We start from the raw sequence: 17,079 nt of genomic DNA on the forward strand, positions 1-17,079 counted from the left end.
GGTTAGGGTAAAGCGGATTTTTAATTTTTTTGAAAATAAAGTTGACATCCACAACTACTTAGTCATACAATGTAGTTGTAATAAGTAATACTGAATAGTGTAGCTTTACTCAAAAGCTATTCGGTAAAAATTCGCCTTAGTACTCTGTAATACTGAATATAAGTCAGACAGAATAGGGGGTAAAGGAGGATCAGGACATGGAAAATTTAACTGAAATGCTGAAAGGTTCACTGGAAGGGTGTGTACTGGAAATCATTAGTCGCCGTGAAACGTATGGCTATGAGATTACCCGCCATCTGAATGATCTTGGGTTTACCGAAGTTGTGGAAGGTACGGTGTATACCATCCTTGTACGATTAGAGAAGAAAAAGCTTGTGAATATTGAAAAGAAACCATCAGATATGGGACCGCCTCGTAAGTTTTATTCATTAAATGAAGAGGGCCGCCAAGAGCTTGAATTGTTTTGGAAAAAATGGGATTTTGTATCGTCAAAAATTAACGTCTTGAAGTCAAAATAGGTTCATAAGATAAAATGTTCCGGCCGATATTTTGGGAATTTCTTGTTCGGTTTTATAAAAAAGGAGGAAAATAAGATGTTAGAAATGTTTAAAAAGTTAATTGGTGATAAAAAAGAGTACAAAATGATGATGGCACGAGTTGAGGCTCTGCCAGAGGACTACCAGTTTGTATTTAAGAAAATTCAAAACTACATGTGGAATTTCTCAGCGGGTAACGGGATGGATATGTTACACATACAGTATGAATTAATCGATTTGTTCGAAGCGGGTGCAGCGGAAGGAAGACAAGTGCTTGACATTACTGGGGATGACGTGGCTTCCTTTGCTGACGAACTAGTGGCAAACGCTAAAACTTACGTCTCCAAGTATCGTGAAGATTTGAATGAAAGTATTATGAAGAAATTGAGAAAAAAATAAATGGAATAAGTAATAACGACTGATTAGCTGGTTACACATATGAATTGCATCATAGCTATTCAGTTATATTTTTAACTCGGTACTAAGTAATACAGAATATCAGTGATACTAAATAGGTAGAGGTAAATAAATTATCTTCGCAAAACATTTTATAGGGAGGAAAAAAGTATGAGTAATGCAGCGATTTCTGTAAAAAGCTTGAAAAAATCCTTTAAAGACAAGGGAGTTTTAAAAGGGGTAGATTTTGAGGTGCAGCGTGGAGAAATTTTCGCGTTGCTAGGCTCAAATGGAGCGGGAAAGACGACAACGGTCAATATCCTTTCGACGCTAATGAAGCAAGATGATGGTGAGGTGAGTATTTGCGGTTTTGACGTCCAGCGACAACCAGATTATGTTCGTCAAAGCATCAGTTTGACAGGACAGTTCGCAGCTTTAGACGGCATGCTTACTGGAAGGGAAAACTTGATAATGATCGCTAAGTTACGTGGTGTTTCCAATCCCGCACAAGTTGCTGATAATCTACTTGCAAGATTTAGTCTGACTGATGCGGCCAACCAGAGGGCAGATCAGTATTCAGGAGGGATGAAGCGCCGGCTTGATATCGCAATGAGTTTGATTGGGGCGCCAGCAGTTATTTTTCTCGACGAACCAACGACCGGACTTGATCCAGAAGCGCGGATCGAAGTGTGGGATACAGTAAAGGAACTTGCCGGTAGCGGTACAACTATTTTGCTTACGACTCAGTACTTGGAGGAAGCAGAACAACTGGCAGACCGTATCGCTATTTTGCATGGCGGAAAAATTATTACGACAGGTACTCTTGCTGAACTGAAAGAGATGTTCCCACCGGCAAAAGTGGAGTATATCGAAAAGCAACCGACATTGGAAGAAATATTCCTTGCGATTATTGGCAAAAAGGAGGAGATGTAAATGAAAAGTAAAACAGGTGTATTACTAGGTCGTTTAATGCGTAACATTATGCGCAGTCCGGATACAATTATTACAGTAGCGATTACACCGATTATGATGATGCTATTATTTGTCTACGTGTTTGGCGGCGCAATAAAAACTGGAACGGAAAACTACGTTAATTATTTATTGCCGGGAATTTTGCTAATGGCTATCGCATCCGGTGTAGCTTACACTTCCGTGCGACTCTTTACGGATGTAAAGAGTGGGCTGATGGCACGTTTCATTACGATGCCTATTAAGCGCTCATCGATATTGTGGGCTCACGTTCTAACCTCTTTTGTTGCTAATGTACTTACTATCGTGGTGGTTATTCTTGTTGCACTCTTAATGGGTTTCCGTTCCAGTGCTAATATTCTAGATTGGCTCGCGGTAGCTGGGATACTTGGGATGTTTACGCTGGCGCTAACATGGCTAGCTATCATTCCAGGATTGAAAGCGAGGTCTATGGAAGGTGCGACTGCTTACTCGTACCCGCTAGTTTTTCTTCCATTTATTAGTTCGGCCTTTGTGCCTACCGAAACGATGCCAAAAATTGTTCGTGCGTTTGCAGAGAATCAGCCTGTAACTTCAATCGTGAATGCGATTCGTGCTCTTTTATATGAAGGAACTGTTGGAAACGATATTTGGATTGCGCTTGCTTGGTGCGTAGGTATAATGGTCATCTCTTACTTTTTCGCCAGTAAAGCATTTAAACGTCAGTTAGGGTAAGAAACGTGATAAACGAAACCTTCAGGAATAATATATATTTAGAAAAGCACGGGAGATTTTCCGTGCTTTTATTATTTATCATGCTCTCATTGTAGTAAATGAAATGGTATTTAAAAATAGGATAATTATCCAGTGATAAAGCTTAATATTTGAGGCTCACTGCTTATGGAATGTATAAGCACACTCGTTTTTGTAAATCTGCTAATACTTCATCGGGTATTTCTTTGATTTTAATATCCTTCCCTAGAAAAAGCAGCCAATTTATTATTTCCGTCACTTCATCGGGATTGTTAACATTGATAAAAGTTTTTAAAATGGCTGTGGATTGGTAAGGATTAGTATAAGATATTGAAATTTTTAAAGGATGGTATTTTTTGAACTGGGCAATTGCTGTCGGACCAAGTTCAAGTACAAGGTTAATTGCTTCAGCCTTCTTACTTAGTTTTTCTAAAATCTTTTTCTTATTGAGCCTTTTATTCGTCGTGTATGGTTCGATATTGATGAGAGCATCGACAGGAAACATTAACTTCTTTTCTTCTTTTAAGTCAAATCCTTCAATGATCCAATGGCTTTTTTCTTGATAAAGGTGTAATAGATAAATTGGATAAGACTTAATTTCTTCATCTTCTTTAATGGTAATCAATAAATGGTTATCCAAAAGAAGGATTTGAATGAGTTTTTCTAACATAGGATGGGGGAGATCAGAAAGCTCAAGTAGATCGGGATTATGAGGATTAGTTCCTTGGAACAGCAAGAGTTGATTTAAAAGAACGAGGTCATCCTGCTGGGTTTCTGAGATGAGTCCTAGTAGTTTTTCGGCTAAAGATTGACGACTCTTTAGGTAGGGAAGTTGTTGATTCCTCGTAGCCATAAAGGCAATAAAAAGAGCTTTCACTTCATTATCAGTAAAGCGAACAACGGGCAGGATAGAATTATGCATAACAAAATATCCACCCGTTCTCCCAACTTCAGCGACAAGTGGCATTCCCATAGCTTCAATTTCTCTAATGTCTCTAATAGCTGTCGACCGTGATATGTTAAATTCTCGTATGATTTCAGAAATTGTAAAGTGGGAGCGGTTGTTGATATACCGCATAATTGTATTAATCCGTTCAACTTTTTTCATTTTGGTCTCCTAAACAGTATCATTTTTTGACATGGTTTAAAGATATTATAAACGTATCAGATGAAAAGATAAATCGTTTGATTAATAAAAAAAGAGGCAGGTTTTGCATATGAAAAATTATTCTATAGAAGAAAAAGATAGCTTTATTGTGTTAGGTATTGGAACTGAAATTAAGAGTGAATACACAGACTTTGCTGGAATAAATAAAGAAAAGGACGACTTTTGGTCGGCTGTTAAAGAAGATGGAAGGCTGGACACTTTAAAAGCTTTAGCGACAAATGAATACATTTTTTCTGTGAGCGAAGCGGTGAATAACAAGATGATGTATTATGCTGGTGTCATGACAGAAGCACAAATAGAAGAAGAATCTAGAGTGATCCAGTTTCCAAAGGGAGAATACTTAGTAGTGAAAGGGGAAGACAAAACGGCTGAAGAGCTAAGTAATAAGCTGACTGGCATCGCCTTCGGTCAAGCTTTAAGAGAAGCAACGGATTTTGCTTATGTTGGTGGGCCAAATACAACGGTTGAGATGGGGCAAAGAAACGGCTTAGTATTTGGTGAAATGTGGATTCCAGTTGTTAGGAAGTAAAGTGATAAAAGGTACGAATATGGAAAGTAGAGGCTAACAATATTGAATTGTTGGCCTTTTTGACATAAATAAATTATTCATATGCTACTACACATTATGTTCTGATAAAATGGAATAAAAGGAAATTAATGTAAGGTGGTGGCGATTTGAATAAAAAAAGGATATTTGAGCTATTCATAGTAGTGTTTGTTTTTCTATTCCTTCATGTAAGCACATATACCAATGAAAAATTTAACGATAAATTGGGTTCCTTTACTTTCGTTGTTCTATTTCTTATGGTTTATATTTACGCTGTATTTATAGAACGGTATTTTGATGATATACAAAAGTGGGTTCGAAATATCACAATTTGTTTTGCTTTGTTAGTAGTTGCTGTAGTATCACTATGGATAGGTTACTTTTAAATCCTTACTTAAGAGAATGAGAAGTATGTAATTACAATACATTGAATCCGATTATATTACTTAGCTGCATCGGTTTATATTAATCTTTTCTCTCCCCAATCAGGATAAAATGTACAATAGGAAATTTTATGTAAGATAAAGAAGGAAGGTTTATGGTCAGCTTGAGTACTTTGCTAGCTTTTGCGCTTGTTTCACTTAGTATGGTTTGTTCACCTGGGCCTAATTTAATTTATCTTATTTCTCGTCCCATTACGCAGGGGCGTATGGCAGGATTTATTTTTTTTATTGAGCATCATGCTTGGATTTGTAATTCATATAATCGCAACAATGTTCGGACTTACAGTTTTATTCCTTGCAGTACCCGCTGTCTACGAGGCAGGTGCTGCTTACTTGCTCTGGCTCGCCTGGAATTCGATAAAACCTGTTGCTACATCTATTATGGAACCGCGTATGATTTCTAATGAGCCACCAAGGAAATTATTTCTGATGGGACTCATGACGAATCTTCTGAATCCAAAGATTGCTATTTTGTATGTATCACTTCTACCTCAATTTGAAGATCCAGAGAAGGGATCGTTGCTTTTTCAAGGTGCACTTTTGGGGCTTACGCAAATCACTGTTAGCTTTATAGTTAACCTTGTAATTGTATGTACAGCAAGTAAAATTGCAAAATGGTTTGGCACACGCCCGACGTGGCTACGAGTACAGCGTTGGCTTATGGCAAGTGTTTTAACGGGGCTTTGCTGTACGTCTTGCTTTTGAACGTCGACAGTAAGAGCCTCTTTACCTTCAGTTTCTATAATATAACCTAATAAATATTAATATAAGTTATGTATAACAGATATTTACCTTATAAAATAAGGGGGGCATATTATGACTGAGACAAACGAATCTTCAGGAGTCAATTTGAAAAAAGATGTGAAGTTTTCTATTATAATTCCTGCACACAATGAAGAAAAGTACATTAGAAAATGTTTAGATTCAATTGCAAAGGCATCAGAGGCATATAAAGAGCAAACGGAAGTTATAGTTGTTTTAAATCGTTGCACAGATAAAACAGAGGAAATAGCAAAATCTTATAATTGTGTTACATTGAAAAATAACGATAAAAACTTATCTAAAATTCGAAATGCAGGGGCTAAAATAGCTAATGGAGAAATAATCGTCACTATAGACGCTGATACCATAATGACAGAGTCTATGTTGTCTAATGTAGATAAATATTTAGCTTCAGGTACATACATTGGTGGTGGGGTAAATGGAAAGTTTGAAAGAATATCTTTAGGAATATTTCTCTCCGCAATGTTAATAATCATCCCCTTACTTTTTAAGTACGGAGCTATATCTGTAGGGATTTTTTGGTGCTATAGAAAAGACTTTATGGCAATTAACGGATTTAATGAAAACATGCTTATGGCAGAAGATGCAGATTTCGCTAAACGGTTAAAAGAATGGGGAAAGAAAAATAATAAGAAATTCGGTACTATTAAAAATGGAATGATAACTTCATGCAGAAGATTCGATACATATGGAGACTGGACTTTACTTAAAAATCCAAAAGTAATTTTAGCTTATCTAAAAGGAAATGATAGAAAATACGCAGATAAGACATATTATGATAACCAAGAAAGATAAAAATGGAGAAAAGCGGCAGAGGATAGCTAGTACTTTTTTAGATATAATGAGAATCCAACTTAATTTAATAGATATTATAAGAAAACCATCAATTTGATGGTTTTTATTTTTGAAATAAATATGTATTTTTTTATAAAAATATTTTTTGACCCCCATAAAACTTTGTACTCCTCCGAATATGTATAGTGAAGAAAAATGACTATGAAAGAATATAGAAGCTTTAATAAAATTACTAGATTAGGTGGGCATCCAAAATAAAAGGATGAAATTACCAATGATATAGAGGAGAGTTATTCAAGGATTGCAGATAAAATAGAAAAAGAATAAGCAAAACGAACGGTAGAAAATAAGAAAGTAGATAAAAATACAAACTTAACTTTAGTGCCGAGAGAAAAGGAAAATCATTAAGAAAACGTTGGGAAAAGTTAGACTCGAAAAATATAACTAACAGCAAGAAAACAAGCCCAAAGAAAAGTACCAAGAAAATCTGGTTAAATGGTCACTTTTGTAGTGGCCATTTTGCTATTTGAAGGAGGCTGGGAGATTACAAGTGTTGAGTTTAGTAATGAAGATCTTAAGAAAACCGAAAATAGAAGATATCGTATGTAACATACAAAACAACGAAGAAGATAAAGAAGCGTTTATCGTACAGTATCAGCCTTTTATTAGAAAATCAATCTCATCTGTCTGCCGCCGATATATTACAGAACAGGATGATGAATATAGCATTGGATTGTTTGCGTTTAACGAAGCAATTGAACAGTATTCATATACAAAAGGAAAGTCCTTTTTAGCGTTTGCTGATCTTCTTATAAAAAGAGATGTAATTGACTATATACGTAAGGAGTCTAAACATAACTTTGTCTTTTTAAAAGAAGATGAGCAAGAGGAAATGTTAGAAATGCAAGTGTCGCTTACGGAGTATATGAAAGAGATGGAAAATAGTAACCGTAAGGAGGAAATTCTTCATTTTCAAAGTGTGCTAGCTGAGTTTAAAATCACATTCTCAGAGCTTGCTAAAGAATCTCCTAAGCATCGTGATACACGTGAGCACTTAATAGAAATTGTGAAAATAATTATAAAAGAAGAGGAAATGATGGAAGAGCTGTTCCGAAAGAAAAAGTTACCGCTTAAACATATTGAACCGCGTGTTAGGGTAAGTCGTAAAACGTTGGAACGACATAGAAAATACATTATTGCAATGTGTATTATTTTTGCAAACAACTATACATATATTCTGGATTACATAAGAGGGGAAAAGCATGATGAATAAAGGAATTGTGATGGATATAAAAAAGCATAGCGTAGTTGTTTTAACACCAAATGGAGAGTTTATTACGTGTAAAAGAAAAGGGGATTCTTGCATAATCGGGGAGGAAATCTCGTTTGATGAGCAAGAACAAAAAGCATCGCATTTTTCGATTCCTTCCTTTTTAAAGCCTGCATCAATATTTGTTGCTTGTTTTCTATTTGCAGTGCTGTTTTTCTACAACCAACCAGAAGAAAAAGTATTTGCTTACGTCTCAGTTGATATAAATCCAAGTTTAGAGGTGAGCGTAACAAAGGATTTTCGTGTTATAGATTTGCAGGCTTGTAATGATGATGGAAGGCGTATTTTAAAAGAATTGAAGCAATGGGAAAATAAACAATTACAAGAAGTAATACGTACTATTATAAAGCAAAGTCAAGAGGATAAGTATTTAACGAATGATAAGCAAGTTATGCTAACAGCTGTTGCAAAGGACAAGGCACTAGAACCACAGTTGGAAAAGGCAATGAAAGAATTAAAGAAAGAATATGAGCTAAAACATATTACAGTTGAATATCAAAGTAGCACAATGCAAGTACGAGAGAATGCTAGAAAAGCTGGAATTGGCACAGGTGTTTATATAAAGCAAGAGAATGAGAAGAACAACTCGCTTACGCCTCCTGCCACGCCGTCTAATCCGGTGGAAAACGAAGAAGAGGTGCAATCACAGCCGGAGTCATCTCATGATGCATCACTGGATTTGTCTCCTGTAAAAGAAAAAAAATATGAAAAGCAAGAGCAGAAAGAACAAAAGAAAACAGAGGAACAGCCATCGAAGCAAATAAAAGAAAACAATGAAAGAGGATCTCAGCAAGAAAATAGAGGGAATCAACAGGAGAATAACAGTAGAGAAGCTCAACAAGGAAATAATGGGAATCAGCAAGGGAACAACGGAAGAGGATCTCAACAAGGGAATAATGGAAGAGGATCTCAACAAGGAAATAATGGAAATGGGCAAGGGAACAACGGAAGAGGATCTCAACAGGGAAATAACGGAAACGAGCAAGGGAACAATGGAAGAGGATCTCAACAGGGAAATAACGGAAACGAGCAAGGGAACAATGGAAGAGGATCTCAACAGGGAAATAACGGAAACGAGCAAGGGAACAATGGAAGAGGATCTCAACAGGGGAATAATGGAAACGAGCAAAGGAACAATGGAAATGGGCAAGGGAACAATGGAAGAGGGTCCCAGAAAGAAAATGACGGAAACGAGCAAGGGAACAATGGTAGGGGGTCTCAACAAGAAAATAGAGGCCACCAGCAAGGGAATGAAAAGAAGAATCAATAGAATATGGAATTGAGAGATTCATTTCAAAGCTAAAAGGATTTCTCTCGCTATTGTGGGCAGTAAAACTTCCATCTCAAAATTTGGCTGGGGCAAAGAAGTTAGGTGGGAGTTGGGCTGCTTGTAAATGCCCAATTGGTGAGGGCTGATTAAAGTTGCACTTTATTATTCTATAGTTCTATTAAGAAGGAGTATGTGAAAAATATAATGGAGAAAAACATTCAACAAGAGAAAGATAAAGAAAAACCTGTTTTTTATGATCCGAAAGGAAGGAGAAACATAGCCTTTATTTGGTTTCTATGTATCTCAATAGTTAGTGTAGGTGTTGTATTTTATTTTTTCTTTCAAAGTATTTTTTCAACACCAGAAATTCCAAATATGAATACCGCTGTACAACAAGATACTAAACTTGTACCAATTAATCAAAAACTTAGTGATCAGCAGTTAAAGAAGGAAGAATTTAACCTAAATACCGAAACGAAGGATAATAAAAATTTGGTGAATCCGCCGAAGGATAGTAAACATCCTAAAGAAGTGTATGGTTTTTATGTAAACTGGGATGAAAATAGTACCGCTTCTCTAAAAGAAAATATCGATTCATTAACTACGTTAGTACCAGAGTGGTATCATTTAAAAGCAGATTTAACGATTAGAAGTGAGATAAAACCTGAGATAGTAAAGTTGGCAGAAAAGAATCAAGTGAAGATTATGCCTTTGCTTACTAACTATACTGAGGAAGCTTCTGGTCCTGATAGTGGGCTAATTCATAAGTTACTGAGTTCCTCAAACGATGTAAAGACAAAGTTTATTAATGATTTAGTAAGCCAAGTTAAAAAAAATCAGTTTTCAGGTATTAATATTGACTTTGAGGCCGTACCTGAAAGTGATAGAGAAAGCTTAACAAATTTTATGAAAGAACTTACTACGGAATTTCATGAACATGATTTGCTCGTTACACAAGATGTTCCAGCTAATGATAAGGCTTTTGATTATAGTGCGTTAGCAAAAATAATAGATCGAATGATTGTAATGATGTACGATGAGCACTATGAAGCCGGGGAACCAGGACCAATTGCTTCAAATAAATGGTTCCAACACACATTAAAAGAACTGAATATTCCGTCTAATAAGCTTATAGTTGCTTTCGGTAACTATGGATATGATTGGCAAGTAAATAGTAAAGAAGCTGCGAAGTCTTTAACTTTCTCAGAAGTTATGGCAATAGCTCATGATTCAAATATGAAAATTCAATGGGATAAGATGAGTGGAAACCCTTATTTTAGGTATAAAACAGAAGGGAAAGAACATACTGCTTGGTTCTTAGACGGTGTAACTCTTTATAATCAAGTGAAAATCGCAATGGACAATAATGCAAAGGGATTTGCGTTATGGAGACTAGGAGCAGAAGACCCTACAATATGGAAAGTTTTAAAAAATCCGATTGAGGCACAAAAAAATCCTAATGTATTACATAAAATCAATAGTTTAGATGAAGTAAATTATTCTGGACAAGGTGAAATTTTACAGATTGAGAATGAAAGAAAAAATGGATTGAGAGATTTTAAAGTAGGCAAAGATGGTTACCTTACAGATGAAGTATATCAATCCTTACCATCTGCATATGAAGTGCAACGATATGGAAAACCAAATGGGAAACAAGTAGTATTAACATTTGATGATGGACCAGACCCGAAATATACGCCAGAAATTTTAGATATATTAAAAGAGAATAAAATAAAAGCTGCTTTTTTTGTACTTGGTGAAAACGCACAACTAAATACTAGTATTGTAAAAAGAATATACGATGAAGGGCATGAAATTGGCAATCATACTTTCAAGCATCCTAACATAGCTGATACGTCTTTACTACGAACGAAAGTAGAACTTAATACGACGCAACGTTTAATTCAGGAAGTAACTGGACATTCTACGGTTTTATTTAGACCACCATATGAAGCGGATGCTAACCCGGATTCATCAAATGAAATATTGCCTATTTTACGTGCACAAAATATGAACTATACAATGGTAGCGGAAAAAGTTGATCCCGAAGACTGGGCAACACCATCAACAAATGAATTAGTAAAGCGTGCTCTTAATCCCATTTATAAGGGAGAGGGAAATATTATTCTTCTCCATGATGCGGGAGGGAATCGTACACATACAGTAGAGGCGCTCCCAATCATTATTAAAGATCTAAAAAAGCATGGATATAGTTTTGTAACAATTTCAGATTTAATGAATAAAGAACGAGATGAAATTATGCCTCCTGTTTCTTCTGAGGGGAAGCAATATTTACTTTACAATAAAGCTGTCTTTTCAGGGGCAGGATACTTTAAGCATATATTAACAACTATTTTTTATATTGCTATTGGATTAGGGATTTTTCGATTTTTATTCTTAATTTATTTTGCATGGAAGCAGAAAAGAAAAACGTTATCTCGCTATATTAATTCGTCCTATCAACCTTTTGTTAGTGTTGTCATAGCAGCATATAATGAAGAAAAGGTGATAGCTAAGACGATTCGCTCAATTTTGGATAGTAATTATAGAGAATTTGAAGTTATTGTTGTGGATGACGGATCGACAGATGGTACGTCAAAAGTAATGAAAGAAACATTTTATAAACACCCTAAAGTTCGTTTCATTCAGAAAGAAAACGGCGGGAAATCATCGGCAATGAACCTAGGGTTTCAACAATCGCGAGGAGAAATCATTGTCACTTTAGATGCGGATACTATTATTGCGCAAGATGCTATTTCTTTAATGGTTAGACACTTTGAAAATCAGAATGTAGCTGCAGTTTCAGGTAATGTCAAAGTGGGGAATAGACGGAATTTGTTAACTACTTGGCAACATGTTGAGTATATTACAGGGTTTAATTTAGAACGTAGAGCTTTTGATGAGTTAAATTGTATTACAGTCGTTCCAGGAGCTATTGGGGCGTGGCGCAAGAAGAATGTAGTTGAATCTGAATATTTAAGCGAAGATACATTAGCAGAAGATACGGATCTTACTATTACATTTTTACGTCAAGGGCATAGAATTGTATATGAAGAAAAAGCGCATGCTTTTACGGAATCACCTGAGGATGTGAAAAGTTTCATTAAACAGCGCTATCGTTGGTCATATGGTACACTTCAATGTCTTTGGAAACATCGAAAAGCGTTGTGTAATTCAAAACATAAAACATTAGGATTTATTGCACTGCCTAATATGTGGTTATTCCAATATGTTCTGCAATTCATTGCTCCTTTTGCAGATATATTAATGATTATAGGACTATTTAGTAGTAATCCGCTAAAAGTTTTAGGATTTTATCTTGTATTCTTTTTAATGGATCTTCTCGCTTCTCTGTTCGCATTTAAATTAGAGGAAGAGAACCCAAAACCATTGGCATGGTTAATTTTACAACGTTTTATTTATCGTCAATTTATGACCTATGTTGTCATTAAATCTATATTCTCATCGCTTCGAGGAGTAGCGGTAGGGTGGAATAAACTAAAGAGACTGGGGAGTGTTAAACATTCCACGGAACATAAGGAGGCATCATAAAAGAGCAGACTATTTGCTCTTTTTCATTAGTTTTAGTTAGTTGAATGTAGAGTTGTAGCATAAAAACTGCTGCTTCTATAATGAGATTCCTATTCATTATGAATAGTGAGACATTATGTTAAGCTAATCCTTTAGTTTCGGATTAAAGTTTTTTTATATTTTTTAAAATGACGGACACAAAAACGCATATACCTTCGAATTATATATATGGATAACATAAATATGTATATAAAAGGGGAGAAATAAGATGAAAGAAAAAAAAGAAATGTTTCAAGAAATCGCTGAGGTGTTAAAGGTATTGGCGCATCCAGTTCGTCTATCTTTAGTAAAAATAATGCTTGCAAAAGGTCCTACTAATGTAACAACAATGTATGGGGATTTACAAATGCCTCAAAGTACAATTAGTCAACATTTATCTAAACTAAAAGCTGCTAAAATGGTTACAGGTACTCGGAAAGGATTAGAAATTTATTATGAGGTAACTGACAATCGCACAAAATCAATATTAGCATGTTTAGTTTAAATGATGACTTCTATTTCAAAATAAAAAGCGCTATTCTTTTCTATGATTTTACAGAGAGAATAGCGTTTTTTATTTTTAAGGAGTATCTTTTTATATGCCTATAGAATGGAGTGAAAGGTTTATGGGTTTAAATGTACCTACTGTTACCTTAGGTTCTAATGCGTCTAATAATGAAAAAATTCTCGGTTTAGGGGTGCTTCTTTATAGCTTACGTACAATTGAGATTAGAAAAAGTAGAGCGAGCGCTTAATGAGGCGGAAGTAGTGTTTATATGCGAAACTTTATAGAAATCTCATTTTTCTAATTGTATCTTTTTAGATTGATGGATGTGGGGTCACGTCCATCAATCTAAGAAAACAAGTTAGCTAAAAAATGATGAAAATAAACTTTATAGAAATAAAAAATATGAACGTAGAGGATTAAACAAAGTATATAGTGCTTTTTTAGTCATGTAATCTTTTAATCTGATGATCTTTTCCCCATTCAAACAGATCATTCATTATTTGCATTAAAGATTTTCCGTATTCACTTATGGTGTACTCAACCTTTGGTGGTACTTCTTGATATACGGTACGATAGATAATCCCATCAGCTTCAAGTTGCCGAAGTTGTTGTGTAAGAACCTTTTGTGTAATGTTTGGGATTTCTCGTTTAATTTCATTTGTTCGCATTTTTCCATCCGACAAAATACATAAAATATGAACTTTCCATTTTCCACCGATTACATCGAGTGTTGTTGCAATTGGGCAATTATCATTTTGATTCATATAACACCTCCACAGGTACTTTAAGGTTCCTATAGCACTTTAAAGTACGTACTTTTCAATTATATGTGACTCATTCATACTAATACGTAAAGGGTTGAATAATTTATAAAGGGGATGAAAAAAGATGAAAACACTTGTAATTGTAGCACATCCTGATATTGAAAAATCAAAAATTAATAAAAGATGGATTGAAGAACTTGAGAAATATTCGGATGAAATTACGGTGCATGAATTGTATAAAGTGGCACCGAATTGGGAGTTTAATATTGAAGAAGAGCAAAAGTTATTAGTAGAACATGACAGATATATATTTCAATTTCCGCTTTACTGGTACAGCTCACCACCATTATTAAAAAAATGGTTCGATGATGTATTAACATATGGATTTGCGTACGGATCTAAAGGAGATAAAGTGAAGGGGAAAGAATTTGGTGTAGCTATTTCTATAGGTGGATTAGAAAAAGACTATGAAAATAGTGGGATTACAATGGATGAGTTGACGAAACCATTCCAAGCTACATGCTTATATACAGGTATGGAATTTATACCTTCCTTTTATTTATATGGTGCAGAATATAAACTAAGTGATGAAGAGATTGATAAAAGTGCACCTGAGTATGTGCAATATGTGATGAACAAGAAGTATTCTAATATATAATGAAAAATAGCCATTTACTTGTGAAGTAAATGGCTATTTTATATTTTCCTTATATTCACTAAGTGTAATCTTTAGTAAATTAATAGTTAATCTGGTAAAATAAAAAACCTAACATATATAAAGGGGAGTTTTACTTGAGAACGATGCGACAATTATTACAAAAGAGAGCAATGCAATCACCAAATTTGGAAGCGCTTGTAGGGGGGAAGAAAAGATATTCGTTTCAGCAATATAATGAACGAGTAAATCAGCTTGCACATTATTTGTTACATAATGGTGTGCAAAGAGGAGATCGTATAGGAATACTATGCAAAAATAATCACCCATTTCCAAGCGTTATGATGGCAAGTTTAAAAATTGGAGCGGTATTTATTCCGCTAAATCATCAGCTGACTGTTTATGAATTAGAAACGATTGTAAAAGAAGCGAAATTAAAAGTGTTAGTTATTGATGAAGAATTTAGTGAAGTGTTATTAAAGGTTGATGCTGTTAAAGAAATTCCTTATGTAATTCAAACGACAAAAAAAGACTTTGGTTCATTTGAATTAGAGTTGCAAAAACAGCCAACGACAGAACCGAACGTAGAAGTTCATGAAGAAGACGATGCCATTTACTTGTTTACTTCAGGAACGACTGGACAGGCGAAAGCATGTGTAATTGGACATAAAAACTTACATCACTATTTTGCTGAAATTGCGGGACAAAGAGAAATCCCAGCAGGTGAACGCTTTTTATCTGTGCATCCATTGTTCCATATGAGTGGCGTGCTTTCTATTTTAAATTGTATTTATCATGGCGTTACGATGATTTTCTTAGCTGATTCGAATCCTACTCTTATTTGGGATAAGATTGAAGAAGAGAAAATTACTACGATGCTTGCGTTCCCAGCTGTTTATAGTTACATGCTTGATGAATTAAATAAAAAAGAACGTAATATTTCAACCTTTAAAGTAGCACAAAGCGGTGGTACAAAAGTGCCAGAAACACTCATTCAAAAATATATGGAAAAAGGAATATATATGGTGCAAGGTTATGGTAGTACAGAAGGTTGGGTTGTAACCTCATGGCATCCAATGATGGGAAAAGAAAAGATGTCTTCTGTAGGAAAAACCTTGAAAAATGTAGAGGTGAAAATTGTTCATCCGGAAACAGGACATGAACTAACAACAAATGAAGTTGGAGAGATTCATGTGAAAAGTCCATACATGTTTAAAGGGTATTGGAATAATGAAAAGGCGACAAAGAAGGTAGTAAAAGATAACTGGTTTAACATGGGTGATGCTGGCATGATAGATGACGATGGATTCCTGCATATTATGGGAAGATATAAAGACGTTATTATACGCGGTGGTGACAATGTATATCCAGATCAAGTAGAAGATGTTATTCATGAAATACATGGTGTTTTAGAAGTTGCAGTAGTTGGAGTTCTAGATGACTTTTGGGGAGAGGTTCCAAGAGCTTTCATTGTGAAGGATAGCGAAACAATATTAACAGAAGAAAGTATTATTCAGTATTGTAAACAGAAATTAGCCAGTTACAAAATACCAGAAGTGGTATTCATAGATGAGTTACCGAAAAACGCTTTAGGAAAAGTGTTGAAGAGGGAATTAAGAGATGCTGTTCTTGTGAAATAGAAAATTATGAAATAATGGAGAACCCAGTTATGTATAAAGCATGACTGGGTTTTTGTTAATGTTTCTGATAGTGGAGAGTATAAACGTTTTTGTTTTTTTGATGCAATTTTTTAGCTTGGTAACGCTCGAACGATATTCGATTATTAGGTAATTTAAACCTCGCTACCTCCACTTGAAATTGTTATAATTAAAATGTTTTTAACATTTAAATAATTAGGGGGCTAGAGAATGAAAATTGCGATAGTCTGTTTCGATAACTTTACTGATATAGATGTTTTTTTACCATGGGATTTATTAAATCGTGTACGTTTAGTTGGCGGTATTTCTGATTGGACTGTCCAGCTATTAGGAACGGAAAAAACTCATATATCCATGTCTGGCTTACGTATCCCCATGACAGGAAGCATATCTGATATACCTTCCGCTGACGCAGTAATATTTGGAAGTGGCAAGGGGGTCCAAGGTTTATATCAAAATCAAGAATATCTTAATAGCATTCATGTAGATCTTCAAAGACAATTAATAGGCTCTATGTGCTCTGGTTCACTACTACTAGGAGCTAAAAAATTGTTAACTGGTAAAAAAGCAACTACATATCCATCTGTAGTAGAACAACTTAAAGAATTTGATGTAGACGTTATTGAACAAAGCTTCGTAAACGAAGGGAATATCTCGACTGCCGCAGGTTGTTTTGCTGCTCAAGATCTCTCAGCTTGGATTATAAGAACTTTGATTAATGAAGAAATGGTTGACACTGTGCTTGAAACTGTTCAGCCAGTGGGCAAAGGTTTATATTTTAAATAATCAAGTTAGAAATAGATAATCTGACTTGATTATTTAAAATGACGTTTTTGTACAATTTCTTCTTTAGTGAATCCAAGTAATTTTCCTAAGGAGGGCGACCGTCACATCGTTATCAAGCCAAGGATTTGGAATTACCTCAAAATGAAAAATTTCCCCTTGTACAGTTAAT

The 17,079-nt window shown here is 35.0% G+C and carries 17 protein-coding genes and 1 pseudogene; 16 read left to right on the forward strand and 2 right to left on the reverse strand.

The window, feature by feature from the left end; translation table 11 throughout:
- Nucleotides 1-197: 197 nt before the first annotated feature.
- The 4 genes from C4S65_RS03740 to C4S65_RS03755 all read left to right on the forward strand — a co-directional run bounded on the left by C4S65_RS03740 (nt 198) and on the right by C4S65_RS03755 (nt 2,615).
- Nucleotides 198-518 (forward strand): PadR family transcriptional regulator, encoded by a 321-nt coding sequence (locus C4S65_RS03740; protein ID WP_000429488.1) that lies wholly within the window; start codon nt 198-200, stop codon nt 516-518.
- A 75-nt stretch (nt 519-593) separates the two neighbouring features.
- Nucleotides 594-935, forward strand: a complete 342-nt coding sequence (locus tag C4S65_RS03745) for a DUF1048 domain-containing protein (RefSeq protein WP_000891986.1) — start codon at nt 594-596, stop codon at nt 933-935.
- A 168-nt stretch (nt 936-1,103) separates the two neighbouring features.
- Nucleotides 1,104-1,865: an ATP-binding cassette domain-containing protein gene (locus tag C4S65_RS03750; RefSeq protein ID WP_000063332.1), complete on the forward strand. Its 762-nt coding sequence runs from the start codon at nt 1,104-1,106 to the stop codon at nt 1,863-1,865.
- Nucleotides 1,866-2,615 (forward strand): ABC transporter permease, encoded by a 750-nt coding sequence (locus C4S65_RS03755; protein WP_086406938.1) that lies wholly within the window; start codon nt 1,866-1,868, stop codon nt 2,613-2,615.
- A 163-nt stretch (nt 2,616-2,778) separates the two neighbouring features.
- On the opposite strand, the gene C4S65_RS03760 is transcribed toward C4S65_RS03755, so the two are convergent.
- Nucleotides 2,779-3,741, reverse strand: a complete 963-nt coding sequence (locus C4S65_RS03760; protein WP_086406939.1) for an HTH domain-containing protein — start codon at nt 3,739-3,741, stop codon at nt 2,779-2,781.
- Between the two features lie 109 nt (nt 3,742-3,850).
- On the opposite strand from C4S65_RS03760, the gene C4S65_RS03765 reads away from it, so the two are divergent.
- The 9 genes and pseudogenes from C4S65_RS03765 (at nt 3,851) to C4S65_RS34245 (ending at nt 13,294) form a co-directional block, all read left to right on the forward strand.
- Entirely contained in the window at nt 3,851-4,330 is a 480-nt protein-coding gene (locus C4S65_RS03765) for a GyrI-like domain-containing protein (protein ID WP_003307553.1), read from the forward strand.
- Nucleotides 4,331-4,476: 146 nt separating this feature from the next.
- On the forward strand, nt 4,477-4,734 hold the full coding sequence (locus tag C4S65_RS03770) for a DUF3963 domain-containing protein (RefSeq protein ID WP_097960726.1): 258 nt from the start codon (nt 4,477-4,479) through the stop codon (nt 4,732-4,734).
- A 152-nt stretch (nt 4,735-4,886) separates the two neighbouring features.
- Nucleotides 4,887-5,509, forward strand: a pseudogene (locus C4S65_RS03775) (LysE family translocator).
- Nucleotides 5,510-5,607: 98 nt separating this feature from the next.
- Nucleotides 5,608-6,369, forward strand: coding sequence for a glycosyltransferase (locus C4S65_RS03780; protein WP_023522589.1), 762 nt, complete (start codon nt 5,608-5,610; stop codon nt 6,367-6,369).
- A 550-nt stretch (nt 6,370-6,919) separates the two neighbouring features.
- On the forward strand, nt 6,920-7,642 hold the full coding sequence (sigI, locus tag C4S65_RS03785) for an RNA polymerase sigma factor SigI (RefSeq protein ID WP_002082432.1): 723 nt from the start codon (nt 6,920-6,922) through the stop codon (nt 7,640-7,642).
- Nucleotides 7,632-8,969: an anti-sigma factor domain-containing protein gene (locus tag C4S65_RS03790; protein ID WP_103945136.1), complete on the forward strand. Its 1,338-nt coding sequence runs from the start codon at nt 7,632-7,634 to the stop codon at nt 8,967-8,969. The genes sigI and C4S65_RS03790 overlap by 11 nt, the downstream gene beginning before the upstream one ends.
- A 204-nt stretch (nt 8,970-9,173) precedes the next feature.
- A complete protein-coding gene (locus C4S65_RS03795) occupies nt 9,174-12,521 on the forward strand; it encodes a glycosyltransferase (RefSeq protein WP_098838360.1) in 3,348 nt (1,115 codons plus the stop codon).
- Between the two features lie 247 nt (nt 12,522-12,768).
- Complete coding sequence (locus C4S65_RS03800) at nt 12,769-13,044, forward strand: metalloregulator ArsR/SmtB family transcription factor (protein WP_000660066.1); 276 nt, start codon at nt 12,769-12,771, stop codon at nt 13,042-13,044.
- Between the two features lie 94 nt (nt 13,045-13,138).
- The gene (locus C4S65_RS34245) at nt 13,139-13,294 is read left to right on the forward strand and encodes a hypothetical protein (RefSeq protein WP_170959179.1); all 156 of its coding nucleotides are present in this window, start codon (nt 13,139-13,141) and stop codon (nt 13,292-13,294) included.
- A 193-nt stretch (nt 13,295-13,487) separates the two neighbouring features.
- Here C4S65_RS34245 and C4S65_RS03810 read toward each other — a convergent pair whose 3' ends face one another.
- Nucleotides 13,488-13,811: a helix-turn-helix domain-containing protein gene (locus C4S65_RS03810; RefSeq protein ID WP_001072980.1), complete on the reverse strand. Its 324-nt coding sequence runs from the start codon at nt 13,809-13,811 to the stop codon at nt 13,488-13,490.
- Between the two features lie 124 nt (nt 13,812-13,935).
- On the opposite strand from C4S65_RS03810, the gene C4S65_RS03815 reads away from it, so the two are divergent.
- From C4S65_RS03815 to C4S65_RS03825, 3 genes are all read left to right on the forward strand, one after another.
- On the forward strand, nt 13,936-14,469 hold the full coding sequence (locus C4S65_RS03815; protein WP_000855231.1) for an NAD(P)H-dependent oxidoreductase: 534 nt from the start codon (nt 13,936-13,938) through the stop codon (nt 14,467-14,469).
- Nucleotides 14,470-14,603: 134 nt separating this feature from the next.
- Nucleotides 14,604-16,106 carry a class I adenylate-forming enzyme family protein gene (locus tag C4S65_RS03820; protein ID WP_141541157.1) on the forward strand — a complete coding sequence of 501 codons (1,503 nt, stop codon included), beginning with the start codon at nt 14,604-14,606 and terminating at the stop codon, nt 16,104-16,106.
- A 228-nt stretch (nt 16,107-16,334) separates the two neighbouring features.
- Nucleotides 16,335-16,910: a DJ-1/PfpI family protein gene (locus C4S65_RS03825; RefSeq protein WP_000684451.1), complete on the forward strand. Its 576-nt coding sequence runs from the start codon at nt 16,335-16,337 to the stop codon at nt 16,908-16,910.
- The last annotated feature ends 169 nt before the right edge of the window (nt 16,911-17,079 follow it).

The sequence above is a fragment of the Bacillus sp. ok061 genome, from assembly GCF_900108285.1.
In the GTDB taxonomy this organism is placed as follows: domain Bacteria; phylum Bacillota; class Bacilli; order Bacillales; family Bacillaceae_G; genus Bacillus_A; species Bacillus_A thuringiensis_S.

Excerpts from the sequence above, each read along its gene's own strand:
- C4S65_RS03740 (WP_000429488.1), top strand. The coding sequence starts at position 198 with ATGGAAAATTTAACTGAAATGCTGAAAGGTTCACTGGAAGGGTGTGTA.
- C4S65_RS03745 (WP_000891986.1), top strand. The coding sequence starts at position 594 with ATGTTAGAAATGTTTAAAAAGTTAATTGGTGATAAAAAAGAGTACAAA.
- C4S65_RS03750 (WP_000063332.1), top strand. The coding sequence starts at position 1,104 with ATGAGTAATGCAGCGATTTCTGTAAAAAGCTTGAAAAAATCCTTTAAA.
- C4S65_RS03755 (WP_086406938.1), top strand. The coding sequence starts at position 1,866 with ATGAAAAGTAAAACAGGTGTATTACTAGGTCGTTTAATGCGTAACATT.
- C4S65_RS03760 (WP_086406939.1), bottom strand. The coding sequence starts at position 3,741 with ATGAAAAAAGTTGAACGGATTAATACAATTATGCGGTATATCAACAAC.
- C4S65_RS03765 (WP_003307553.1), top strand. The coding sequence starts at position 3,851 with ATGAAAAATTATTCTATAGAAGAAAAAGATAGCTTTATTGTGTTAGGT.
- C4S65_RS03780 (WP_023522589.1), top strand. The coding sequence starts at position 5,608 with ATGACTGAGACAAACGAATCTTCAGGAGTCAATTTGAAAAAAGATGTG.
- C4S65_RS03790 (WP_103945136.1), top strand. The coding sequence starts at position 7,632 with ATGATGAATAAAGGAATTGTGATGGATATAAAAAAGCATAGCGTAGTT.
- C4S65_RS03795 (WP_098838360.1), top strand. The coding sequence starts at position 9,174 with ATGGAGAAAAACATTCAACAAGAGAAAGATAAAGAAAAACCTGTTTTT.
- C4S65_RS03800 (WP_000660066.1), top strand. The coding sequence starts at position 12,769 with ATGAAAGAAAAAAAAGAAATGTTTCAAGAAATCGCTGAGGTGTTAAAG.
- C4S65_RS34245 (WP_170959179.1), top strand. The coding sequence starts at position 13,139 with ATGCCTATAGAATGGAGTGAAAGGTTTATGGGTTTAAATGTACCTACT.
- C4S65_RS03810 (WP_001072980.1), bottom strand. The coding sequence starts at position 13,811 with ATGAATCAAAATGATAATTGCCCAATTGCAACAACACTCGATGTAATC.
- C4S65_RS03815 (WP_000855231.1), top strand. The coding sequence starts at position 13,936 with ATGAAAACACTTGTAATTGTAGCACATCCTGATATTGAAAAATCAAAA.
- C4S65_RS03825 (WP_000684451.1), top strand. The coding sequence starts at position 16,335 with ATGAAAATTGCGATAGTCTGTTTCGATAACTTTACTGATATAGATGTT.